A 23,202-nucleotide genomic window follows, 5' to 3' on the forward strand; every position below is an offset into this window, starting at 1 on the left:
GCCAACCGCCTTTTCTCATCCATTGTTTGTACCATATGTATGTCAGCGGGGGATGGTTTAGAACAAGCCTGCAGGACAAATTAGACGTCGTCTTGTTCCGGCGCCGGAGCGGTCCGTTCTTCGCTGATCAATTCGTACAGCCCGGCCGCCTCCTCTTTTTTTGTTGTTTCTTTTAGATCCGTCACTTTTACCGTTACCCGCTTTTGTCCAAATTGAATCGTCAATTCATCACCGACTTTCACATCGGAGCTCGCTTTGGCGACATGACCGTTGATCCACACTCTCCCTTGATCGGCGATTTCCTTCGCCATCGTGCGGCGTTTGATGAGGCGGGACACTTTTAAAAATTTATCAAGGCGCATTGCATCATCCCCCTTACCGTTCGTTTTCTTTGGCTTCTTCCCAAAAACGATCGAGTTCGGCAAGCGAAAACGAGGTGATCGACCGACCGCTTTTTCGCACTTGTTCCTCGATGTAAGCGAAACGTCGGGCAAATTTGTCGTTGGCCATTTGCAGCGCTTCTTCCGGTTGAATCCCGTAATAACGGGCGAGATTGATGAGCGCGAACAAAAGATCGCCAAACTCGCCGACAAGCCGATCCCGACGGCCGCTGGACGTTTCGGCTCGAAACTCGGCCATTTCTTCTTCGATTTTTTGCCATATCGGCGCGGCATCATCCCAATCAAACCCAACTTTCGCCGCTTTTTCCTGCAGCTCGTACGCCCGCATCGTCCCAGGCAGACTTTTCGGGATGTCAGCAAGGATCGACTCCGACTGTCCATCGCCCTTTTCTTTCTCCTTGATTTTCTCCCAGTTTGCTACCACTTGTTCGGCCGTCTCGGCCGTGGCATCGCCAAACACATGCGGGTGGCGTCGGATCATTTTCGCCGTCAGTGTGCGGATGACGTCGTCGATCGAAAACAACCCTCGGTCGGCGCCGATTTGCGCATGGAGCATCACTTGCAGCAATACATCGCCGAGCTCTTCGACCATATGATCATCGTCGCCCTCGTCAATCGCCTCGAGCAGCTCATACGCCTCCTCAAGCAAATAGCGCTTCAACGATGCATGCGTCTGCTTCCGATCCCATGGACAGCCGTTCGGCCCCCTCAGCATGGCGATGACGCGGCGCAATGTTTCAAACCGATGGTAAAGCAACGACTCATTCTTCACCGGCGGCACATAGACGCTCGTCAAGTTATCAAGCCCCGTCTTGCGGTCCAACTCATAAAGCGGCACTCGCTTCACTTGTTCATCCTTCGTTCCTGCTGCGGTGACAATGTAGACCGGGTAATCATCAGGAAGCTGCTCCATCAAGGAAAGCTTCACGTTCGAGGCCACAAACGGGTCGTACACTTGACAAAAGACGGCATGAAGAGAAGGCGACCACTCTTCCCCTTGGAACGCCGTCGCATCCAACAGCTGAAACCCCTCAATCGGATCGATGCGCACCGCCGTAAACAGCGCATCCAAAAAGCTTTGGCCGCCTTCGATGACAACTCGGCAGACGCCGTTCTGCTCAGCTTCGAAAAGAAGTTGCACCGTCCGCTCGGCGACAAGCGGATGGCCGGGAACAGCGTAAAACACATCGCCGCGCTTCGCCTGTTCTGTCAGTCGATCGACGATTTCTGCGTACACATCCGCAAACTGCTCGTGCTTTTCATACACTTCATCAAATGACGTAAACACCATTCCTTCCCCTTCGAGCCATTTGGCTGCCGGATGTTCTTTCGTCCGCAAAAAGAGCGGATGCGCCTGTTTCAATTTTCGGTACACGCCGACCGGCAGCTGCTCCACATCTCCGGCGCCGAGGCCGAACACATAAATCGTATTCATCGCCGATCACCTGCCTCCTAATCGCAGACGGAATTTATTAGCCAATGGGAAAGCAGCCAACTCCTGTTCAGAAAAAACATGGCCTTTCACAATACATGCAAGGTAGACGGAAGCACCGATGGCAACGCCGCCAAACGTCTCGATAGCCGCCCATAGCCGCCCCTCGCCTAAACCGTCCACCAGCCACCGATACCCATGCAAGACGACGGCCATCATAGCGGCCGCTTTCACGGTTGGGTACATGTATTTCCGGCCCGCCGCCCGATATTCGCGCGGCAAAAAGGCGTATAAAAAGCCCGCCATGAGCGCATAAGCACCCATCGTCGCCGCGGCGGCGCCAAGCGCTCCAAACCGCGGAGCAAACCAATGCATAAGCGCGACCTTCCCCGCCACTGCCAACGCCACGCCGGCAGCGGCCGTCCATTCCCTCCCCATCCCTTGCAATAATGCAGAGGCGGTCAACGCGATCGTCGTAAAAAAGACAGAAGCAGACAAGACAGCAAGCATCGTTGACCCATCATCGTTTTCAAACAACATCGCATTGATCGGTCGAATAAGGCAAATGAGCCCTAACGAAGCGCCAAGCCCAATGACAACAGCGAGCCGGATGGACAACGCTCCATAGGCAAAAGCGGCGCCTTGGCGACGGGAACTGGAGATAAACGGAACAAGCGTCAATGAAAACGACGTGCCGACGACCGTGCCGAGCTGAATGAGCGGCTGACCGCGGTCGTACACTCCTTTTAGCCGCTGCACTTCGTTGAGCCTTGCCCCTGCTTCCTGTAAAAGCGGAACGAATAAAAATGAATCAACGAGTGGAATCAGTGTCAACGCCATATTCGTTAAGCAAATGACCGTCCCGGCTGTCAATAAACGCCGTCCCACCTCTCGATCCCAAGCTGGCGGCGTGCGGCCCTCCGTTTTTATCCGCTGGCGCCGGGACAGGAAGAAAAGCAAAATGAAAAGCGCTGCCGCCATGCCTACTAGCGTTCCTGCGACCGCCGCCATGCCGCAAGCATAGACGTCGGCGCCGCGCTGCACCGCTCCATACGACAGCCCTAAAATCGCCGTCACCCGGACGAATTGCTCGCCAACTTGGGACGCCGCCGTCGGCGTCATATCATGCCGCCCTTGGAAATAGCCGCGCAACAACGCGATGGGCGGAAACAGCAAAAACGAAAACGAAAGCAAGCGCACGAGCGGCATAAGCCGTCCATCGCCCATCGCCGAGGCAATCACCCCCGCCCCTCGATACAGCGAGGCAAACAGGATGACGCCAAGAACGCTTAACACCAACAAAGCGACGCGCACGGCGGCGGCAGCGGCCGCTTCATCCTGTCCCGCCAACCGCTCGGCGACAAGCTTCGAGACGGCAACCGGGTAGCCCGTCAGCGAGAGTGCGACGACGATGCCATAAATCGGGTACACTTGTTGATAAATATAAAAACCAATGTCCCCGACCATATTTTGATATGGAACACGGTACAAAGCGCTTAATAGTTTCGCGGCCAAAGCGGCGGCCGTTAAGATCGCGGCCCCTTTCCATACGTTTCCCATCGGATTTCTCCCCTCGCATAGACAACCCACTCAACGTAGACGCCGGGGGCGATGGAAGCCGCCAAGCGCCATCATAGCTACGCTCGATATTATAGCGCAACTTCCGCTTGTTGGACAAAGATGATGGTCAACTCGCACGGCTTTATGGAGCTGTTCCGCAAGCCAGGCGGACGAAAAAAGCAGGATGTGAAGCGATTCCAGGATCCAAGGACATCTGACACCCCATTTGCCGGGCGGAAAAAAAGGCAGCCTGTGAAGCTGCCTTTGTCATTTCGTCTATTGTTCCATTTGTCGAGCCAAAAAGCTGGCGGCTGTTTCTACTGCTTTATGTTCCACTTCACCGAGCGTTTTTTCGCGCGATAAAATGATGACTGCTCCGATCGGATCGCCGTTGGCGACAATCGGACCGATCGTATACGACTTCAACGTTTCCGTCATCCCGTCAACGAGCTCGACTTCCCCTTCCTCCGTATGGAGGATGGAATTGCGGTCTTCCATCGCTTTTTCCACCAACGGGCTGACGCTTTTGTTCATATACTCTTTTTTCGAAACGCCAGCGACAGCGATGTATACATCGCGGTCGCAAATGAGCACAGGCTGGCCAAGGCTGTCAAACAGTGCTTCAGCGTACTCTTTGGCAAAGTCGCCTAATTCACTGATCGGCGAATATTTTTTCAAAATGACTTCTCCATCGCGGTCAACAAATATTTCGAGCGGATCTCCTTCGCGAATGCGCAACGTTCTGCGAATTTCTTTCGGAATGACAACTCTTCCTAAATCATCAATGCGGCGAACAATACCGGTTGCTTTCATGCCTTGTATACCCTCACTTTCATCTAGGATTTGAAGGATACTCCGATGAACCCTTGTTAATGAGGAATTCACCATTGTTGTCATTAGTATCCTTCACAATCCACGTTCTATACGTGATGAAAGTGATTTTGGCCATTTTAGATAAAATTGCCCATCCTTCATTATCGCCACATGCAGGAAACGATAAACATCTTAAAACTTTTTCTTGATTATGCCGTCACCGACTTCTCTTTTTCCACCCCGGACAGCCGCCGCAGCGTCTCCTCTAAAATCATCAGCCACTCGTGCGGCTTCATTTCCTTGATATAGAGCACAATTTTCAGTTTCGCTCCATCCATGCCAAACCCGAACAGTCGGCCGTGCTGACGGCCAACGTCAGATAGGCGCTGGATTTCCACCGTTTTTGATGCCTGCTCGGTAAACAAAATATCGATTTGCTGCTTATGTTGCTTCATTGATTCGACGCCAAGCTGCTTGGCCAACACCTTCAACTCAGCAATTTGGAACAAATAGGCGACCTCATCAGGATAATCGCCAAAGCGGTCGACCATTTCTTCTCGCAACGCTTCGACATCCTCAAGCGTTTCGACCGCCTTGAATCGCTTGTACATCTCAATCTTTTGCAACTCATCCGCAATGTATGTGCCCGGAATATAGGCGTCGACTTCGATATCAATGACCACATCCGGTTGCTCATCTTCCCGCTTGATGCCGCGCCGTTTTTCAATCGCCTCTTTCAACATTTGCGAATACAAATCGAATCCGACCGAGTCGATAAAGCCGTGCTGTTCGGCACCGAGAATGTTGCCCGCGCCGCGGATCGACAAATCGCGCATGGCGATTTTAAACCCGGAGCCGAGCTCGGTAAACTCTTTGATGGCTTGCAGCCGCTTTTCCGCCGCTTCGTTGAGCACTTTATCTTTCCGATAGGTGAAATACGCATACGCGACGCGGTTGGAGCGGCCGACGCGCCCGCGCAGCTGGTACAGCTGCGACAATCCCATCCGGTCGGCGTCATAGACGATGAGCGTGTTGACATTCGGTATATCGATGCCTGTTTCAATGATCGTCGTCGTCACCAGCACATCGTATTGCCCTTCCAAAAACGCCAAAATCGTCGATTCGAGCTCCGTTTCCGACATGCGGCCATGCACGTAAGTGACGCGCGCTTCCGGGACAAGCTGGGCGATTTCTTCCGCTTTCAAGTCGATGTCTTCAATATGGTTGTAAAGGAAAAACACCTGCCCATCGCGGGCGAGCTCGCGTTCAATCGCCTCTTTGACGAGCTCCGGCGTATATTCCATGACATACGTCTGCACCGGGAATCGGTTTTCCGGCGGCGTCTCGATGATCGACAAATCGCGCACCCCGATCATCGACATATGCAACGTACGCGGAATCGGCGTCGCCGTTAAGGTGAGCACGTCAATGTTCGCCTTCAGCTGCTTGATTTTTTCCTTATGCGCCACACCAAACCGTTGTTCTTCGTCGATAATGAGCAATCCTAAATCTTTAAACTTCACGTCTTTCGACAGCAGCCGATGCGTGCCGATGACCATATCGATCGTCCCATCTTTTAGCCCTTTGATTGTCTCGGCCTGTTGCTTTTTCGTCCGGAAGCGGTTCAACAGTCCGACGTTGATCGGGAACCCTTGAAACCGTTCGCGCACCGTTTCGTAATGCTGTTGGGCCAAAATCGTCGTCGGCACGAGGAAGGCGACTTGTTTGCCGTCCATAATGGCTTTAAACGCCGCCCGCAGCGCCACTTCCGTTTTCCCGTAGCCAACATCGCCGCAAAGGAGGCGGTCCATCGGTTTGTCGCTCTCCATATCACGCTTAATTTCCTCAATCGACCGAAGCTGATCTTCCGTCTCTTGATACGGAAACGCCGCTTCAAATTCGCGCTGCATCTCAGTGTCCGGAGAAAACGCATATCCTTTGCTTGCCTCGCGCTCGGCGTACAGCTTGATTAAATCTTCAGCAATATCCTGGACGGATGATTCCACTTTCTTTTTGACCTTTTTCCATTCCGAACCGCCGAGCTTGTAAATTTTGGGCTCTTTCCCTTCCGAGCCGACGTATTTTTGCACTTGATCGATTTGATCGACCGGAACATACAGCGTATCGCCGCCTTGGTACTGGATATGGATATAGTCTTTATGCACCCCGTTGATTTCTAACGTCTCGATGCCTAAATATTTCCCGATGCCATGGTTCACATGGACGACGTAGTCGCCGACTTGCAATTCGGCGTAGCTTTTGATCCGCTCGGCGTTGGACAGCTTTTGCCGGCGCACCGAGCGTTTGACTCGTTTTTTGAACAGCTCTTCTTCTGTGATGACCGCAATTTTTTGCAACGGCAATTCAAACCCGGTATTTAGATCACCTTCAAGGAGCTGGCATTTGCCATGCAACAAAGCCGCATCACGCGCGAGCGGCAGCGCGTCAATCTCATAATCTTGAAGCAATGATTGCAGCTTTTTCACGCGCTCGGCGTTCGGCGCCAAAAAGACGACCGCATAGTTTGCCTTTTTCCATCGCTCGACTTCTGATTGAAGAAGCGCCATTTGTCCATGGAAGTTTTGCATTTGTTTACACGTAATATTGACGACATTTTGTGGGTGGGTATATGGAACATGGCGCAAAAACAACGATAAGTATACCCGCTGAAACCGATGTTTTTGCAATAATTCAGAAAACGAGTGCGAAAGCGGCACGCCATGAATCATTTTCCCGCCGTCAAGCAAACTCGTATACCATTCCGCCTCTTCGCGATCCAATCGTTCCGCCGCCTCCTGCAGCCGGCTCATTTCATCCATGAGCAATACGCCTTCTTCTGGCAGGTAATCTAGCAAACTCGCAACCTTTTCATAAAAAAGGGACATATATTTATATTGTTGCTCGATTTCCTGCCCCTCACGCAATTGCTCAAGCTCAGCGTGAATATGCTCATACATCCGCTGTTTGGCGGCCTCATCTCTCATCATCTCCAAACTCGACGCAAGCCCCGCTTCAATCCGCTCGATTCCTCGGCGCCGCGCCTCGCCATCGAGAATGATTTCATCGGCCGGTCCGATCATGATGCGCTCGATTTGCCCTTGCGAACGTTGATCGTCAGGGGTGAACGTCCGAATCGATTCGATTTCCGTATCAAACAGCTCGATGCGGTACGGAAGTTCAGCGGTCAATGGATAAATGTCGATGATGCCGCCGCGGATGCTGAACTCTCCGGGGGCAGAAACGGTGCCGACCCGTTTGTACCCCATTTGCACAAACTTCTGTTTACAATGTTCTACATCAAACTCTTGTCCAACGGAGAAGGTGAACAAATACTGCTTCCAAAGCGACGGCGGCGGCAACAAACGCCGCAAACCGGCGACCGGGCAGACGACGACCCCTTTTCCGCCTTGCACCCAATGGTTCATAATTTCAAGGCGCTGAGCTCTCAGTTCCGGGCTGGCGACCGCCATCTCAGCGGCAATCACTTCGTTCACTGAGTAAAGGAGCACATCCTCCGGCCCGAGCAACGAAACGAGATCGTCATACATTTTTTGCGCCTGAAACAAATTGTGAGAGACGACTAACAGCGGCCGGCCTGTCTCCTTGTAGAGCGTGGAAATAAAAACAGACCGGGCCGATCCGGACAGCCCGGCGACAAGCTGTTCCTTCAAACGGATGTGGAGCCCTTCGATGATCGTACGGACATCTTGATTTTCAGCGAAATAGCGATGCAACGAAAGCACCCCTATTCTCCCTCCTCTCAACGCCAGTTTCTTTCCATTTCACTGGCCTAGCGCAAACACAAAAACGCTTTGGTCGCCCAAAGCCGCCCTTAATGGATGAATTTTTCGTATTGATGCCATTCCGGGTTTCGCGCCAGTGCCTCTTGACAGTCTTCACAAATCGTTTTCACATGAATGTCACCGTTCGGTTCATACGAAATCATCTCGAGCCGTTCCTCTTCCGTTAAGTGGTGGAATCCCAGTTGCTCACTGTATATCGGCATTTGTTCAATCGTTCCAACTTTTGCACCGCAATGGCGGCAATAGTAATGCAGCGCCATTCAAGCCAACCTCCTCACTGGGCTGTTCCGTCCACAAGGCAGGCGAAACCAACGGTTCCACCGCCTCCTGTACTCACATTGTGCACCAGTTCAGAGGAAAATATTCACTCGTTAAAATCATTCATCACTTGAATAAATGGCGCCCTCAATGCCTGTTCACACGCATCGGCAGCCCTCAGCACCGCTTTGTCCACCGCCGGTTTCTCCTCTTCCGTAAAGCGGCCAAGCACATAGTCCGTGACCGGCTGACCGCCGGTCGGTCGGCCGATGCCGATGCGGATGCGCTTAAACTGCTCGGTGCCAAGGTGGTGAATGAGCGATTTGACACCGTTATGGCCGCCGGAGCTTCCTTTTAAGCGAAGGCGGATTTTCCCTGGCGGGAGATCAAGGTCATCGTAAATGACGATGACATCATCGACGGCAATGTCGTAGTAATCCATAAGTGGGCGAACACATTCTCCTGATAAATTCATATATGTCAACGGCTTGCATAATGCTACTTTTTCACCGGAAACGAACGCCGTTCCGAACAAGCCGCGAAATTTGGCGGTTTTTAACGATACATTCCAGCGCTTCGCCAGCTCATCGATGACGAAAAAACCGACATTATGCCTTGTTTGCTCATACTCCTTGCCCGGATTGCCGAGCCCGACAAACAGCTTCAATCCTCGCGCTCCTCTCTTTGCATGATACTACAAAAGACGTAACCGAAACGGTTACGTCTGTCACTCTTCTGGCGTCGTTTCTCTTCCTTCCTCAGAGTCAGGATGCCCTGCCTCTTGCTGTTCACCGCTATCGATTTCTTCCTCTTGTTGCGGCGGCAAGATCGTGGCGATCACTTCGGAAGGTTCATGATTGATTTCAAATTTGCCGTCCGTTTGCACGTCGCCAACGGTGACGGTATCACCGACTTGCAGTCCGGAAATGTCCACTTCGATCACTGGAGGAATGTTCGCCGGCAGGACGCGGATGGACAGCTCATGCAAGTTTTGCTGCAACACGCCGCCATCCTTCACGCCAGGCGCCTCGCCTACTAAGCGAACTTCAACGTCAATATCAACTTCTGTCGATAGATCAACCGCTTGAAAATCGGCGTGAAGCAACTCGCCACGCAACGGATCGCGCTGCATCTCGCGCAGCAACACCGAGTAGTCCTCGCCGCCGACTTTCAGCGTCAGCAAGCTTGTGCGTCCGCCTTCACGAAGCACTTTTTCCAGTTCAGCGGCGCTGACGAAAATCATTTTGTTTTCGACTTTTTTGCCGTACAAAATCGCTGGAATGCCGCCTTGCGAACGAATACGCCGCAATGTCGAACGTTTTTTGTCTGTGCGTTCTTTCGCTTCCAACACAATCGCCATGTTTCTTCACCTTCCTGAATTAGAATCTATTGACTACTTTATCCTAAAACAAGAAGGGCTAAACATGTTTTCTTGCGTTAGTCGAACAGGACGCTGACAGACTTCATTTCATACACGCGCGTAATCGCTTCAGCAATAAGCGGAGCCACCGACAGCTCTACAATTTTATCAATTTTTTTCTCTTCTGGCAAGGCAATTGAATTGGTGACGACCAGTTCCTTAATTTTGGAACTTTGAATGCGCTCGATCGCTGGACCAGACAGCACCGGATGGGTGCAGCACGCGTACACTTCCTTCGCTCCGCTTTCCGCTAGAGCGTTGGCCGCGAGTGTAATCGTGCCGGCCGTATCGATAATGTCATCAATCAAAATGGCCGTTTTCCCCGCCACTTGCCCGACAATGTTCATCACTTCCGCCACGTTCGGCTTCGGCCGGCGCTTATCGATAATGGCAATCGGCGCTTTCAAGCGGTCGGCGAGCTTGCGCGCCCTTGTGACACCCCCATGGTCCGGAGAGACGACGACAATATCTTCCAATTGTTTGCTTTTGAAATAATCCGCCAAAATGGGCACACCCATCAAATGATCGATTGGAATATCGAAAAATCCTTGAATTTGGGGGGCATGCAAATCAAGCGTGATGACGCGCGACGCTCCGGCCGTCTCGAGCAAGTTGGCGACCAGCTTCGCTGTAATCGGTTCGCGCGAACGCGCTTTCCGGTCTTGACGGGCATAGCCGTAATACGGCATCACGATATTGATCGTGCGGGCCGAGGCGCGCTTTAACGCGTCGATCATGATAAGCAACTCCATCAAATGCTCATTGACCGGCACGCTCGTCGATTGAATGACGAACACATCGTCGCCGCGGATGCTTTCTTCAATGTTGATTTGAATTTCCCCGTCGCTGAAACGGGAAACGGAACATTTGCCGAGCTCGATTCCCATGACTTCTGCAATTTCCTTCGCCAACTTCATGTTCGAGTTCAGAGCGAACAATTTTAATTGATGCTGACAGTCAGACATGATAGACCTCCGCTAAGATTTTTTCTTGCCTGGCAGGCGATCGACATAATTTTCTTTATTGACTTGCCGGGCGCGGGCAATGGCAAGTGCACGACCGGGGACATCATTCGTGATCGTCGATCCAGCGGCGACATAAGCGCCTTGTCCTACCGTAACCGGTGCAATCAAGTTGACATTGCAACCAATAAACGCGCCGTCTTCGATTTTAGTCATATGCTTATTCACACCGTCGTAGTTGACCGTAATCGACCCACAGCCAAGATTGACATCGGCGCCGACCTCAGCATCGCCAATATAACTCAAGTGCGACGCCTTGCTTCCTTTGCCAAACGTCGACTTTTTCACCTCGACGAAATTGCCGATCCGCACCTCATCGTCGATTTTTGACAGCGGGCGAATATGGGCGAACGGGCCGATCGTCACATCAGAACCAATCTCGCTGTCATGGGCGACCGAATGGCGAATCGATGTGCGATGGCCGATATAGCAATTTTTAATTTCCGAATTCGGTCCAATGATGCAGTCTTCACCGATCACTGTCTCGCCTTCAATCACCGTGCCGGGGTAAATAACTGTATCGCGCCCGATCACCGCCTCGGCGGAAATATACGTGGAAGCCGGATCAATGATCGTGACCCCGTTTTTCATATGCTGACGGCAAATGCGAGCACGCATGATCCGCTCCGCTTCAGCGAGGGCGATGCGATCGTTGACGCCGATCGTTTCTTCAAACGAAGGCGCCTGATAGGCGGACACCACACCGCCGTCCGCTTTGATAATTTCAATGACATCCGTTAAATAATATTCGCCTTGAGCGTTTTGATTCGTCACCTTTGTAAGCGCTTGAAACAGTGTCTCATTGTCAAAACAGTACGTTCCTGTGTTAATCTCACGGATGTTCCGCTCTTGCTCGCTCGCATCCTTATGTTCGACAATTTTCTCGACATGGCCAGCCTCGTTGCGGACAATGCGGCCATATCCGGACGGATCATCAGCGATGGCCGTCAATACGGTCGCCTTCGCCTTGGCGGCCATATGATGCTCGATGAGCATCTTCATTGTCTCAGCGGTGATGAGCGGCGTATCCCCACAGACGACAATCGTCACTCCTTCAAGACCACGCAAATGCGGAGCCGCCTGCATCACCGCATGCGCCGTCCCGAGTGGCTCCTCCTGCAAGGCGTATTCACACTGGGAGCCGAGCTGTTCTTTCACTTGTTCGGCTCCAAATCCCACTACCGCAATCGTTTTTTCCACCCCAAGCTTCGACACTTGGTCGATGACGTGCTGAACCATTGGCTTGCCGCAAACGGGATGAAGCACTTTATACCACTTGGATTTCATCCTCGTCCCTTGTCCGGCCGCCAAAATGACCGCATATCGCTTCATGTAAAAGGCCTCCAATTACCCTTTTAATCATAGTTCCGAGAGAAGATTCCCGCTTCAAGCGCGTGAAGGGCGCAACCCAACGATCAGCGGGAGATCAATGTCGGTTGGCGTCAGCCAAAACACATGATAAAATCAAGGTATATCATGTTCTTTGTGAATTGGATATAGGAAGTTGCATGGAGAACATTGAATGCGAAAACCAGTCTAAGCCTTCCATGCGTCCACCATCCGAAGCGCGAAAGAACTTCGAATCGTCGGATGCCTAGGGTTGGGACGACCCGAAGTCACGCTCAGAGAGACAAAAGAACGCTTTCGTCGTGGAATGGAGAAGCTCCCACTTCAAGCAAAGCGAAGTGGGAGTAGCTCACCCATAATTGAATATATATGAATCAACGGCACTTTTCAAGGAAACAATGCGGTTGGCAAAAAAATAGAGAGCTTGGTGAATTTCACCTAAGCCCCCTTTCCATATGTTTACGAAGCGCCTGCTTCTTCAAGTTCTTCTTCCAATTTTCCGAGGCGGTGGTATTCAGCGAGGATCGCCTCCTGGATTTTCCCGCGCGTGGCGGAATTGATCGGATGTGCGATGTCGCGGAACTCACCGTCCGGCGTGCGTTTGCTCGGCATCGCAACGAACAGCCCATTGTTTCCGTCGATGACGCGGATGTCATGGACGACGAACTCGTTGTCCAACGTAATGGAGGCGATCGCTTTCATCCGTCCTTCGGTATTGACGCGGCGTAATCTTACGTCTGTCACTTCCATTTATGCTCACCCACCTTTTCCCTATATGAGAGTCGATGTAATTAATTCCACATGTCTTGGTCATTTCCTTCTTTTTTTCAAAAAATTTTTTATAAATTTTAGGCAGGGAAAAAGTGGATCCCTCGTCACGGAACGAGGGCGACAACTTCAATTTCGACAAGGACATCTTTCGGCAGCCGGGCTACTTCCACGCATGAACGCGCCGGCTTATGGTTCGGGAAGTATTGGCTGTACACTTCATTCATCGCCGCAAAATCATCCATATTTTTCAAAAACACGGTCGTTTTCACCACCGTATCGAGCGAAGCTCCGGCCGCTTCCAATACGGCTTTCAAGTTTTGGAACACTTGATGCGTCTGCGCCTGAATGTCGCCTTTCACCAGTTCCCCTTCTGGAGTGAGCGGGATTTGCCCGGAGCTGTAAAACATGTTGTTGACGATGATCCCTTGCGAATACGGGCCGATCGCTTGCGGCGCCTTCGTTGTCTCTACCTTTCTCATTAGCCAGTCTCCTTTCTTAATTTTTCTTATCAAACAGCAAGCTGCTACAAAAACGCTTTGTAATTGCCTTCCTTAACAGAGATTCGCTTTTCTTTTACATCTACCTCAGACAGTTTGACGAGTGAAATGTATTCATCAACCAATCGCTCCTTTGCTTCTTCCGACTCCACGAGCACGCCGATGCCGGAGACATTGCCGTTAAACTCCTGCAACAAACTGATCATGCCATTGATCGTCCCCCCCGCCTTCATAAAATCATCGACGATGAGCACATTGGCTCTTTCCGCTAAGCTGCGCTTCGATAGGACCATCGTTTGGATGCGTTTCGACGAGCCGGATACGTAATTGATGCTCACCATCGGTCCTTCGGTCACTTTATTGTCATGGCGAACGATGACAACGGGCACATACAAAAAGTTGGCGATGGCATACGCGAACGGAATCCCATTGGTGGCGATCGTCATGACGACATCCACCGGACGGTCGGCAAACATCGATGCATAAAGGCGGCCGATTTTATTCATAATACGAGGATCGCCAAGAATGTCGGTCATATACAAATATCCTCCGGGAAGAAGCCGATCCGGACGCGACAGTTGTTCACACAAATACGCAACCACTTCTTCCGCTTCCTCGGCAGCCATTTTTGGAATGTATTGTACGCCGCCGGCAGCGCCGGGCAGTGTCCGAACGGTTCCGATTCCTTGCTGCTCGAACGTCTGCTTAATGATAGCCAAATCTTCGCTGATCGAGGATTTGGCCGATTCGTACCGCTCTGCAAAAAATGTCAGCGGAATGAGCTGATGGGGCCGTTCAAGAAGATAATGCGTCATATCAACTAAACGGCCGCTTCGCCTTAGCTTCATAGCCGACCTCCCGAAACCGAATATTATAAATATATTTTAACAAAAATGTACGTGTTTAATCAAGAGAATGCCGTTCTCCTAACATTCTCACTGCAAACACTTGGTCACAAAAGCCGCGCAACCCATTGTATACCCGCTGCATTCTGGAATCATGCTCGATCAGCCCAAACACGGTCGGCCCGCTGCCGCTCATCAGCACCGCGTCAGCGCCAAACCGCTTCATTTGTTCTTTAATATGCGCGACTTCCGGATATTTTTTCAACGTCACTTCCTCAAGAACATTGCCGACCAACCGGCAGATCGCCGCATAATCTTGTCGCTCGATCGCGCTCACCATCGCATCGACGTCTGGATGGCTGACACGCTCAAGCTCCAAGTTTCGGTACACTTCCGCCGTCGACACACCGATCGGGGGCTTGGCCAACACAACCCAGCACGGCGGCGGGGAAGCGATCGGAGTGATGATTTCCCCGCGCCCCGTCGCCAAGGCGGTTCCGCCGTAGACGCAAAATGCGACATCCGAGCCGATTTTCGCCCCTAGTTCTGCCAGTTCATCCATCGTTAATCCAAGCTGCCAAAGCTTGTTCAACCCGCGCAGCGTCGCCGCCGCATCGCTGCTTCCCCCCGCCAATCCGGCGGCCACCGGAATATGCTTCGTAATGGAAATGGCCACCCCTTGGCGGATGGAAAACGTCTCTTTAAGAAGTTTCGCCGCCTGATACGCCAAGTTGCGACAATCATCCGGCACAAAGCGGTTTTGCGAAACGATGCGAATCGCATCCTCCTCCGGCAGCGCGACAAGCTCAATGCGATCGGCCAAATCGATCGTCGTCATCACCATTTTCACTTCATGGTAACCATCCGGGCGCTTATAAAGAACGTCGAGTGACAAATTGATTTTCGCCGGCGCTTTTATCGACAACCTCACTCATCCTCACCTACTTCCACGCGCAATCATGAATAAGCGGATCAGTATCCATCGTCTGTTTTCCATCTCCGCCGTCTTTGTCCCGTCTCATCCGCCTTTCTTTCGTCAACCCATTTTATCATATTACCATGTTCTGGCGACGACGCCAAACAATATATGTATACAAAAAAGGTGCCCCGTTCGGGACACCCTCGCCGCAACACGCCCCTCTGCCGGCCCCTATTCCGTTGTTCCGGCCAGCTGCCGTTCCGCCCGTTCAATCGCCAATCTGACCATGTTTCCTGCGTCCTTCGCGCGGATGGCGCCCCATCCCTCACGCTGCACGACATCGTAAAAGCCCAGCTCTTTCGCCAGCTCTTCCTTCAAACGTTGCGACATAATCCCGCGGCGTCGACCCAATGTCAGCAACCCCTTTCCATGTTCATTGGCGTGGTGTATCAGCAGAACAGCCCGGCATTTGGCAAAGCAAAGGACGGCTGCGACAGTTTTAGTATGAAGCAAAGGAAACGGCTCTATGTCCACCTATTTCAGACAAAAACAAAAAGCAGCAAACAAATCTGTCTACTGCCCCCCTGCTTGCTCATCATCCCAAAACGTCAACTTTACCGTCTCTGTCAATACATCGGCGTAACTGAACGATACGCGTTCAAACGAATTCTCTTTTTGATCCAGCTCAATGACAAATACGGATGGATATGTTTCCGCCAAAATACCACAACGCTCAATCATTTTTCTGCGTCCGCCGTTGGCTCGCAGCGTCAACCGTTTCCCGATATTGGAATCCAGCGTTTTTTTAATATCGGATAAAGTCTTTGGCATTCATCATCCACCTCACTATTTGTAATTGTAACAAAAATGACGTCCAAAGTCAAAATTAAAGATTATATCAGGGTGTTTTTATTTCTGTCAATGTATATTTTTCTACAATATCCTTCTTTTTATGTACAATGTGGAACTTTTTTGTAAAAAAATACGACGGACGTATAAAAAAACCGCCCATCAATTGCGGCGGTTTTCCTCTCGATCCTCAATGAGGCGAAACGGCATCCCGGTGCGGAGCACGCCTTTCGTTTCCACCCCACCAAGCCCCTTTTCCCCGGTTAACGTGTTGCGCAGCACATCCCATACATCGACCGTTTCGGTGAACGGGGTGAAGCTGAGGCGCGAAACGATATAGACAGGGTCCAGAGCATGAATGTTCACCCGTGCTGGCGAACTGGCAAAATTTGCCCCAGCGCGGATGAGCGACTCAAAGTGCGACTGGCAGGCGCCAGCGAAAATGATCAGTTGGTCCAAATGAGGCACTTTTTTGCGCGCTTCTTTCACCGTTTGCACAAAATGGCGCGAATGGCGGTACGCTTTTAACTCATGCACCTTTCCTTTTGACTTCGAATACGAATCATGCCCGGTGATGACTAAAATATCCGGACGAAACTGCTCGATCCAATAGCCAACTTTTTCCGGCATTTCGCTTTCTTCGCAATAAATGCCGTGCACCGGCACGCCGATCCGTTCATACAAATCCATACATTTGCGCAAATATAACGGGTCGCCATCCAAATGGAGAACGCGCCCCGGAATTTGAAAAAAATCTTTCTCCACCCGGTATCCGCCGGTCGCCCGATATTCGACTTTTTGCTTGATCGCCTGATAATCTTGGCGAAAAAGTCGGTACGATTGTTCGATCAGCTCGATTTCCCGCTTCTTCCGTTCCTGTTGCTCCTGCTCATCGATGACGACTAAATCACTGCACGGAGCGTCCGCGACGAGGCGCACATCCTCACCATACAAAATCGCTTCCCACTCGCCGTTTTTTTCTTTCATATCAATGACTCGGAACAATAAATCACATTGGTAAGACTTTCGGGCGACAATATCGCCGATTTTAATGACGTCCATCACCGCTCACTCCATTGCATAATCGTTGTCACCCATACGATATGCACGTGCGGACAATAGGTGATAGACGCCTGTTTGGATGGTTGACGAAAAGACCGCTGCCCCCGGAGTAGCGCTTGCTTTGCGACTCCTTCATTTGCTGAAAAGCGGTGTCAACGCGTTGCTTAATGAAGCAAACTCAGCGATGTCAAGCGTCTCCCCGCGGCGGCGCGGGTCAATGCCCAAAGCAGCGAGCGCTCGTTCAATTTGCTCTTTGTTCTCTTTTCCTCCCGGCAAATTGTTTATCAAGTTGTTGAACAGCGTTTTGCGGCGCTGGGCGAAGCTTGCCCGCACCACTTGAAAAAACACACCTTCATCGTTGACAACAACAGGCGGATGCTGCCGCTTCACAAGCCGGATGACGGCGGAATCGACATTCGGCTGCGGCATAAAGACGGTGCGCGGCACGGTCATGACAACTTCTGCTTCGGTATAATATTGCACGGCGATCGTCAGCGAGCCGTAATCTTTCGTTCCTGGCTTGGCGGCGAGACGATCCGCCACTTCTTTTTGCAACATGACGACCATGCCGCGGATAGGCAGCCGATCGGTGAGCAGCTTCATAATGATTGGCGTTGTCACGTAATACGGCAAGTTGGCGACAACCATCCGATCGGTTACATCGGCCAATTCCTTGGCGATGACGGTGTGCAAATCAGCCTTTAATACATCTTGATGGATGATGCACACATTGTCATAGGGGGATAGCGTATCAGCCAAAATGGGCAACAGCCGGCCATCGACTTCGAAAGCGACGACTTTTTTCGCCCGCCTCGCCAATTGCTCCGTCAACGCTCCGATACCCGGTCCAATTTCGATCGCCCCCGTATCGCGGGAGATGTCGGCAACATCCACGATTTTCCGCAAAATGTTCGCATCGATCAAAAAGTTTTGTCCAAGGCTCTTTTTAAACGAAAAGCCATATCGCTCCAAAATTTCTTTCGTCCGCCCCGGTGTTGCAATATCTTTATGCATCGTCCGTCTCCTCCTGCATCACTTGCGCTAACGCGGCATAAAAAGCGTCACGGGAAATGCGGAACATTTGCAGCCGCTTATGAAACTGCCGGCCGTTCGCATAGCCGATTTTCAGCTCCTCCCCGAGACGTTGCCGCCGCCGGCGCGCCATCGCGCCGCCGATCAACCCAGCCTCGACCAGTTCAGCAAACGTAATTTCTTCCTTCCAATCCGGCGCCTCTTCATACACATTGGCGAGCGCCTGACGGATTTCGTCGGGAGATGCGTGCTCAACCCCCACCCCTTTGCCGTTTTTCGCTTTGGCCGCCTCGCGCGGCAAAAAGGCATGCTTGCACCCCGGCACCTGTTCGGCAATCGTGCGGCGAATTTTTTCACCAGGAAAATCGGGATCGGTAAAAATGATCACGCCGCGGCGCTCTTTCGCCAGCTTGATCCGCTCAATGACATCCGCGCCCACCGCTGCTCCGTTTGTCTCGATTGTATCGGCATCGACGGCGCGCCGGATCGCCGCCGTATCATCTTTTCCTTCCACAACGATCACTTCTTTGATCTTCATCCTCCCATTGCAGAAACAACGGAATCATCCCTTTTTCCTATTTCTGCAATGCCTCCTTTCCGGTAAAATCAAAAGTAAGGCGGATCATCGCCGAAAGCCGCTTCATTCCCTGAATTATTTTTTGAATTTCCCTGAAACTTTTTTCCGTTTGCATCGTCTAATTTAACAGAAACGGCGCGCGCTGTCGCGGCACAATGCCATTATAGCGAAAAAAAGCAGAGGGAAAAAACCCTCCGCTTCGTTCTCCCATCGCATCTCTACGGCAATACCCGTATTTTCACGCGCTTTCTGCCCCAACGAAACGCATCCGACCGTTCCGGGAAAAACACATCAATTTTATATCCACGGATGCCTGAGCCGGTGTCAGCGGCAATGGCATATCCGTATCCTTCCACATACACTTTCGACCCAAGGGGGATGACGGACGGGTCGACTGCAATCACTTTAGCGGAAGGATTTTTGCGCAAGTTGATGCCCGTGCTTGTTATGCCTGAACAGCCTGCACAATAGGCGGTGTAGGCGGTGGCAGTGACGTAAAATTCCTTCGCGGCATGGTCCGAGCCGCGCGAGGACGGACGGTCGGGCGCGGCAACCGGGCGCACCGTTTTCGTGCCGATGGCGACAATGCGCGCCTTGCTTTCTTTTACCATCTTCGCAGCAATCAGCTTGCGCGCGGTTTCTTTGCCGTTTTCCAACGTAACCTCATACGTTTTTTGCACCGTTCCTTTTTCTCCAGGCTGAATGACGCGCCGTTCTCCTTTCGGCAATGAGTCGTCCCGTTTTGTCACCACGGCAAAGTCGACGGGTTCTTCCACTACATCGGTGACTTTTTTTACTCGGATCACACGAATGGTCATCTGTTCTTTGACCGTTTCATGCAAGGAGGGCTCTATCCGATCAAGTTGGCCTAGCTGAATCCCTTGCTGCTTCAAAAAGTCAGCGACCGTAGTCGAAGTTGTCCATACCTGCTGTTGTTTACCGCCGACATTGACGTAGACGGGAAACGCCTTTTCAACACCGATGTCCATGCCTTTTTGAATTTTCACCGAAAGCGCTGGCGCCACTTTGTCATGCGGCCCGACCGCTACGTGCTGCGAACGGAGCAGCTCCGCAACTGTATCAGCTGTCGTCCATATCTTTTTCTTTTTTCCATTGACTGTCAGCGTCACTTCTTTGCTCGCTTCCCAAACAATATGGAGATCGTCGGTGATCGGCGAATGCAGGGACGGATAAACATAATCTTCTTTGCGCGGCTGAATGTTTTGCTCCGCCAGCAGTTCTTTTACTGTTTTGGCATGAGTGCGAATCTCCTGTTTTTCTCCATTGGCGATCAGCGTCACATCATCCTTGGCCATCTCATATCCAGCAACTCCTGTCGTCGCGGAGATGGCGAGAAACCCACCCGCTGTGACGGTCACGTTTTTCCTCCATAAGTCCAGCCATTTCCTCCCGTTTGGCAACATCAGATGAACGCCTCCTTTTCCTGCGGAATTCCCCTCTCCCTTTAACATGTACGCACGAGCATACTCTATTATGCAGAAAATTCAGTGAAAAAGGAAGGAAGACTTGTCGACAGACCATTGGCGCATTTTCACCGAATTTGTAGAACTTTTTCGTTTTCGCCCCTTTTTCGACAAGCCTCCCCATGATCTGACGCCTAATTTTAGCGGTCTATGGCGAACAATTTTTTGGCATTTTCCGCCGTTGTTTCCGCTACTTCGGCAAAAGAAACATTTTTGATCTCGGCAATCGCCTCGGCGACGTATTTGACATAGCTCGGCTCGTTTCGTTTGCCGCGGAAAGGGTGAGGCGTTAAATATGGACAGTCGGTTTCGATCAATAAATGGCTGAGCGGAATCTCCTTCGCCACTTCCTTCGGTTTTTTCGCGTTTTTAAACGTGACCGGTCCGCCAAGGGAAATGAAAAAATTCATGTCCATGCACTGTTTGGCCACCTCGACGCTGCCGCTGAAGCAATGCATAATCCCGCCGACTTCAGCGGCGTTTTCCTCCTGCAAAATTTTTAAAATATCCGCCGTCGCCTCACGGTTATGAATGATGATCGGCAACTTCACCTTTTTCGCCAGCCGGATTTGCTGCCGAAACACCTCTTGTTGCACGTCTTTCGGCGATTTATCCCAATGGTAGTCAAGCCCCATCTCGCCGAGCGCCACGACTTTCGGGTGGGCAGCGAGCTGTTCAAGCATCTGCAAGTCGTCATCAGTCATTTCGATCGCATCGACTGGGTGCCAACCAACCGCGGCATAAATAAACGGATACCGCTCGGCCAGCTCAATCGCGCGCTTGATCGTCGGACGGTCAAATCCGACGACAACAATGTGTGAAACCCCTTCATCGCGGGCGCGTTCAATCACTTGTTCCAAATCTTCTTCGTATTGGACCGCATTCAAATGTGCGTGCGTATCAAACAACATACCAATGCCCTCTTTTCCACCTTGATGTTAAGTGTAGCATAGAAATTGGTTACATACGTCACATTTCGTTAACATTTCCATTACAAAATAGCGACAAGGAGGTGTCAAGCGCAACACCCCCTGCCAAGCAAACGGTTATTTGATTTTCGTTCCATTCGGCACGTGTTGATCAACCGTCGCCAGCGAAAATTCCCCGCCGCTGCCTCCGGCTAGAATCATGCCTTCCGACCATTCGCCGCGCAATTTGGCTGGTTTTAAATTGGCAACGCAAATGACTTTTTTGCCGATGAGTTCTTCTGGCTTGTAAAACTCGGCGATGCCGGAAATCACTTGCCGCTTCTCGCCGCCAAGGTCAAGCTGAAGCTTCAACAGCTTATCGGCGTTTTTCATCCGTTCGGCATGGATGACTTCAGCGACACGCAAATCGATTTTGGCGAACTCGTCAATTGAAATTTCTGCCGCCTCCGCTGCTTTTTTCTCTTCTTTTACCGGCTCGGCAGCCGATTTGCCTCCTTGCATATGCGCCTTAATGTACTCCACTTCCGCTTCGATGTCAAGGCGCGGGAAGAGCGGTTCTCCCTTTTGCACTTTTGTCCCTTCCGGAATGAGGCCAAAATCGTACAAGCTGTCCCATTCTTTCAAGGAATGATTAGTGATGCCGAGCTGAGCGAACATGCGCTCCGGCGTGCGCGTCAAAAACGGCTGGAGCAGCACCGCCGTATGGCGGAGCGATTCAGCCAAGTGGGTCATGACGGCGGCAAGTTCATCCCGTTTCTGTTCGTCTTTGGCCAATACCCATGGCTGCGTTTCATCAATGTATTTGTTCGTCCGGCTAATCAACTGCCAAACAGCGGCGAGAGCGACGGAAAACTCCATTTCCTCCATTGCCTCTTCATATTGACGCACCACTTCGCGCGCCGTTTGCGTCAACTCTTGGTCAAACGGTGTTTTCGGCCCGCAGTATGGCGGAATAACGCCGCCGAAATATTTCTCGATCATCGCTACGGTACGGTGCAACAAATTGCCTAAGTCGTTGGCCAAGTCATAGTTGATGCGCTCAATAAATCCTTCCGGCGTAAACACGCCATCAGCGCCGAACGGCACTTCCCGCAGCAAATAATAGCGAAGCGCATCAAGCCCATACCGGTCGATGAGCGTTACTGGGTCGACAACATTGCCTTTCGATTTCGACATTTTCCCGTCTTTCATGAGCAGCCAGCCATGGCCGAATACTTTTTTCGGCAGCGGCAAGCCGAGCGCCATCAACATAATCGGCCAATAAATCGTATGGAAACGAACAATCTCTTTGCCGACCAAATGGACGTCCGCCGGCCAATATTTGCGGAACTTTTCATCGTTGTCCGTGCCGTAGCCGAGCGCGGTGATGTAGTTGGCAAGCGCGTCGATCCAGACATAGATGACATGTCTCGGATTGCCTGGCACTTTAATGCCCCAATCGAACGTCGTCCGCGACACAGCCAAATCCTCAAGCCCCGGCTTAATGAAGTTGTTAATCATCTCATTTTTCCGCGACTCCGGCTGGATAAAATCGGGATTTTCTTCGTAATATTGCAACAAGCGGTCGACGTATTTGCTCATCCGGAAGAAATAGGACTCTTCTTTCACTTTCTCAACAGGCCGACCGCAGTCCGGACAGTTGCCTTCCACAAGCTGCCGCTCCGTGTAAAACGATTCGCACGGCGTACAATACCAGCCTTCATATTCACCCAAATAAATATCGCCTTGTTCGACAAGACGGGCGAAAATTTGTTCGACAACTTTTTTATGCCGCTCCTGTGTTGTACGAATAAAATCATCGTAGGAAATGTCAAGCTTCTTCCACAGCTCTTGAATGCCAGCCACGATCTCATCGACGTATTGTTGCGGTGTTACTCCTTTTTCTTCCGCCTTGCGCTGAATTTTTTGCCCATGCTCATCGGTGCCTGTCAAATACATGACATCATAGCCGCGCATCCGTTTATAGCGAGCCATGGCGTCCCCCGCTACCGTTGTATAAGCATGACCGATATGCAGACGGTCGCTCGGGTAATAAATCGGCGTCGTCAAATAAAACGTTTTTTTCTCCATCGGTTAGGCCCTCCCTCGTACTGTTGAACACAAAAGCCCCCGTCCGGCGACGAGAGCGGCGTTACTTTTATTTTACATAATTTTTTCATTCTACAAAAACATCTATTTCTC

22 protein-coding genes are annotated in these 23,202 nt (G+C 51.5%); all 22 read right to left on the reverse strand.

From position 1 onward, the window contains the following. Positions 1–80: 80 nt before the first annotated feature. Entirely contained in the window at positions 81–362 is a 282-nt protein-coding gene (locus ETC05_RS15240) for an RNA-binding S4 domain-containing protein (protein WP_031406309.1), read from the reverse strand. A gap of 13 nt (positions 363–375) precedes the next feature. Next, the gene (yabN, locus tag ETC05_RS15245) at positions 376–1,836 is read right to left on the reverse strand and encodes a bifunctional methyltransferase/pyrophosphohydrolase YabN (RefSeq protein ID WP_031406311.1); all 1,461 of its coding nucleotides are present in this window, start codon (positions 1,834–1,836) and stop codon (positions 376–378) included. Between the two features lie 6 nt (positions 1,837–1,842). Next, the gene (locus tag ETC05_RS15250) at positions 1,843–3,393 is read right to left on the reverse strand and encodes a putative polysaccharide biosynthesis protein (RefSeq protein ID WP_031406314.1); all 1,551 of its coding nucleotides are present in this window, start codon (positions 3,391–3,393) and stop codon (positions 1,843–1,845) included. A 276-nt stretch (positions 3,394–3,669) separates the two neighbouring features. Further along, on the reverse strand, positions 3,670–4,206 hold the full coding sequence (spoVT, locus tag ETC05_RS15255) for a stage V sporulation protein T (protein WP_011229564.1): 537 nt from the start codon (positions 4,204–4,206) through the stop codon (positions 3,670–3,672). A 209-nt stretch (positions 4,207–4,415) separates the two neighbouring features. After that, complete coding sequence (mfd, locus tag ETC05_RS15260; protein WP_171661366.1) at positions 4,416–7,949, reverse strand: transcription-repair coupling factor; 3,534 nt, start codon at positions 7,947–7,949, stop codon at positions 4,416–4,418. Between the two features lie 89 nt (positions 7,950–8,038). After that, complete coding sequence (fin, locus tag ETC05_RS15265; protein ID WP_031406319.1) at positions 8,039–8,269, reverse strand: anti-sigma-F factor Fin; 231 nt, start codon at positions 8,267–8,269, stop codon at positions 8,039–8,041. A gap of 104 nt (positions 8,270–8,373) precedes the next feature. Further along, the gene (gene pth / locus ETC05_RS15270; RefSeq protein WP_031406321.1) at positions 8,374–8,934 is read right to left on the reverse strand and encodes an aminoacyl-tRNA hydrolase; all 561 of its coding nucleotides are present in this window, start codon (positions 8,932–8,934) and stop codon (positions 8,374–8,376) included. Positions 8,935–8,994: 60 nt separating this feature from the next. Next, positions 8,995–9,627, reverse strand: coding sequence for a 50S ribosomal protein L25/general stress protein Ctc (locus ETC05_RS15275; RefSeq protein WP_171661367.1), 633 nt, complete (start codon positions 9,625–9,627; stop codon positions 8,995–8,997). A gap of 77 nt (positions 9,628–9,704) precedes the next feature. Beyond that, on the reverse strand, positions 9,705–10,652 hold the full coding sequence (locus ETC05_RS15280; protein WP_012820445.1) for a ribose-phosphate diphosphokinase: 948 nt from the start codon (positions 10,650–10,652) through the stop codon (positions 9,705–9,707). Positions 10,653–10,664: 12 nt separating this feature from the next. Next, complete coding sequence (gene glmU, locus ETC05_RS15285; RefSeq protein ID WP_031406327.1) at positions 10,665–12,041, reverse strand: bifunctional UDP-N-acetylglucosamine diphosphorylase/glucosamine-1-phosphate N-acetyltransferase GlmU; 1,377 nt, start codon at positions 12,039–12,041, stop codon at positions 10,665–10,667. A gap of 474 nt (positions 12,042–12,515) precedes the next feature. Beyond that, on the reverse strand, positions 12,516–12,806 hold the full coding sequence (gene spoVG, locus ETC05_RS15290) for a septation regulator SpoVG (RefSeq protein WP_003247437.1): 291 nt from the start codon (positions 12,804–12,806) through the stop codon (positions 12,516–12,518). 125 nt (positions 12,807–12,931) lie between these two features. After that, complete coding sequence (locus ETC05_RS15295) at positions 12,932–13,306, reverse strand: RidA family protein (protein WP_011229557.1); 375 nt, start codon at positions 13,304–13,306, stop codon at positions 12,932–12,934. Positions 13,307–13,350: 44 nt separating this feature from the next. Beyond that, entirely contained in the window at positions 13,351–14,172 is an 822-nt protein-coding gene (gene purR, locus ETC05_RS15300; protein ID WP_031406329.1) for a pur operon repressor, read from the reverse strand. Positions 14,173–14,227: 55 nt separating this feature from the next. Continuing rightward, the gene (gene ispE, locus ETC05_RS15305) at positions 14,228–15,100 is read right to left on the reverse strand and encodes a 4-(cytidine 5'-diphospho)-2-C-methyl-D-erythritol kinase (protein WP_031406331.1); all 873 of its coding nucleotides are present in this window, start codon (positions 15,098–15,100) and stop codon (positions 14,228–14,230) included. A gap of 219 nt (positions 15,101–15,319) precedes the next feature. Further along, positions 15,320–15,499 carry a small, acid-soluble spore protein, alpha/beta type gene (locus ETC05_RS15310; RefSeq protein WP_013143961.1) on the reverse strand — a complete coding sequence of 60 codons (180 nt, stop codon included), beginning with the start codon at positions 15,497–15,499 and terminating at the stop codon, positions 15,320–15,322. A 162-nt stretch (positions 15,500–15,661) separates the two neighbouring features. After that, on the reverse strand, positions 15,662–15,919 hold the full coding sequence (gene veg / locus ETC05_RS15315; RefSeq protein WP_011229553.1) for a biofilm formation stimulator Veg: 258 nt from the start codon (positions 15,917–15,919) through the stop codon (positions 15,662–15,664). A 180-nt stretch (positions 15,920–16,099) separates the two neighbouring features. Continuing rightward, positions 16,100–16,999, reverse strand: a complete 900-nt coding sequence (gene yabG, locus ETC05_RS15320) for a sporulation peptidase YabG (protein WP_031406334.1) — start codon at positions 16,997–16,999, stop codon at positions 16,100–16,102. A 132-nt stretch (positions 17,000–17,131) separates the two neighbouring features. Continuing rightward, positions 17,132–18,013, reverse strand: a complete 882-nt coding sequence (rsmA, locus tag ETC05_RS15325; RefSeq protein ID WP_171661368.1) for a 16S rRNA (adenine(1518)-N(6)/adenine(1519)-N(6))-dimethyltransferase RsmA — start codon at positions 18,011–18,013, stop codon at positions 17,132–17,134. Then, positions 18,006–18,569, reverse strand: coding sequence for a ribonuclease M5 (gene rnmV / locus ETC05_RS15330; RefSeq protein ID WP_171661369.1), 564 nt, complete (start codon positions 18,567–18,569; stop codon positions 18,006–18,008). The genes rsmA and rnmV overlap by 8 nt, the downstream gene beginning before the upstream one ends. A 257-nt stretch (positions 18,570–18,826) precedes the next feature. Continuing rightward, a complete protein-coding gene (locus ETC05_RS15335; protein WP_031406340.1) occupies positions 18,827–20,032 on the reverse strand; it encodes a G5 and 3D domain-containing protein in 1,206 nt (401 codons plus the stop codon). Positions 20,033–20,232: 200 nt separating this feature from the next. Then, a complete protein-coding gene (locus ETC05_RS15340) occupies positions 20,233–21,003 on the reverse strand; it encodes a TatD family hydrolase (RefSeq protein WP_171661370.1) in 771 nt (256 codons plus the stop codon). Positions 21,004–21,138: 135 nt separating this feature from the next. Continuing rightward, a complete protein-coding gene (gene metG / locus ETC05_RS15345) occupies positions 21,139–23,091 on the reverse strand; it encodes a methionine--tRNA ligase (protein WP_031406343.1) in 1,953 nt (650 codons plus the stop codon). Positions 23,092–23,202: the final 111 nt, after the last annotated feature.

Origin of the sequence: Geobacillus sp. BMUD, from assembly GCF_013096845.1 — a bacterium.
GTDB classification, from domain to species: Bacteria; Bacillota; Bacilli; order Bacillales; family Anoxybacillaceae; genus Geobacillus; species Geobacillus vulcani.

What these genes read in the sequence shown, in the direction of transcription:
- rnmV (WP_171661369.1), bottom strand. Translation starts at nt 18,569, where the DNA reads ATGAAGATCAAAGAAGTGATCGTTGTGGAAGGAAAAGATGATACGGCG.
- rsmA (WP_171661368.1), bottom strand. Translation starts at nt 18,013, where the DNA reads ATGCATAAAGATATTGCAACACCGGGGCGGACGAAAGAAATTTTGGAG.
- ETC05_RS15250 (WP_031406314.1), bottom strand. Translation starts at nt 3,393, where the DNA reads ATGGGAAACGTATGGAAAGGGGCCGCGATCTTAACGGCCGCCGCTTTG.
- purR (WP_031406329.1), bottom strand. Translation starts at nt 14,172, where the DNA reads ATGAAGCTAAGGCGAAGCGGCCGTTTAGTTGATATGACGCATTATCTT.
- glmU (WP_031406327.1), bottom strand. Translation starts at nt 12,041, where the DNA reads ATGAAGCGATATGCGGTCATTTTGGCGGCCGGACAAGGGACGAGGATG.
- ETC05_RS15335 (WP_031406340.1), bottom strand. Translation starts at nt 20,032, where the DNA reads ATGTTGCCAAACGGGAGGAAATGGCTGGACTTATGGAGGAAAAACGTG.
- ETC05_RS15275 (WP_171661367.1), bottom strand. Translation starts at nt 9,627, where the DNA reads ATGGCGATTGTGTTGGAAGCGAAAGAACGCACAGACAAAAAACGTTCG.
- yabN (WP_031406311.1), bottom strand. Translation starts at nt 1,836, where the DNA reads ATGAATACGATTTATGTGTTCGGCCTCGGCGCCGGAGATGTGGAGCAG.
- fin (WP_031406319.1), bottom strand. Translation starts at nt 8,269, where the DNA reads ATGGCGCTGCATTACTATTGCCGCCATTGCGGTGCAAAAGTTGGAACG.
- spoVG (WP_003247437.1), bottom strand. Translation starts at nt 12,806, where the DNA reads ATGGAAGTGACAGACGTAAGATTACGCCGCGTCAATACCGAAGGACGG.
- ETC05_RS15340 (WP_171661370.1), bottom strand. Translation starts at nt 21,003, where the DNA reads ATGTTGTTTGATACGCACGCACATTTGAATGCGGTCCAATACGAAGAA.
- ETC05_RS15295 (WP_011229557.1), bottom strand. Translation starts at nt 13,306, where the DNA reads ATGAGAAAGGTAGAGACAACGAAGGCGCCGCAAGCGATCGGCCCGTAT.
- ETC05_RS15240 (WP_031406309.1), bottom strand. Translation starts at nt 362, where the DNA reads ATGCGCCTTGATAAATTTTTAAAAGTGTCCCGCCTCATCAAACGCCGC.
- spoVT (WP_011229564.1), bottom strand. Translation starts at nt 4,206, where the DNA reads ATGAAAGCAACCGGTATTGTTCGCCGCATTGATGATTTAGGAAGAGTT.
- ETC05_RS15280 (WP_012820445.1), bottom strand. Translation starts at nt 10,652, where the DNA reads ATGTCTGACTGTCAGCATCAATTAAAATTGTTCGCTCTGAACTCGAAC.
- metG (WP_031406343.1), bottom strand. Translation starts at nt 23,091, where the DNA reads ATGGAGAAAAAAACGTTTTATTTGACGACGCCGATTTATTACCCGAGC.
- veg (WP_011229553.1), bottom strand. Translation starts at nt 15,919, where the DNA reads ATGCCAAAGACTTTATCCGATATTAAAAAAACGCTGGATTCCAATATC.
- yabG (WP_031406334.1), bottom strand. Translation starts at nt 16,999, where the DNA reads ATGGACGTCATTAAAATCGGCGATATTGTCGCCCGAAAGTCTTACCAA.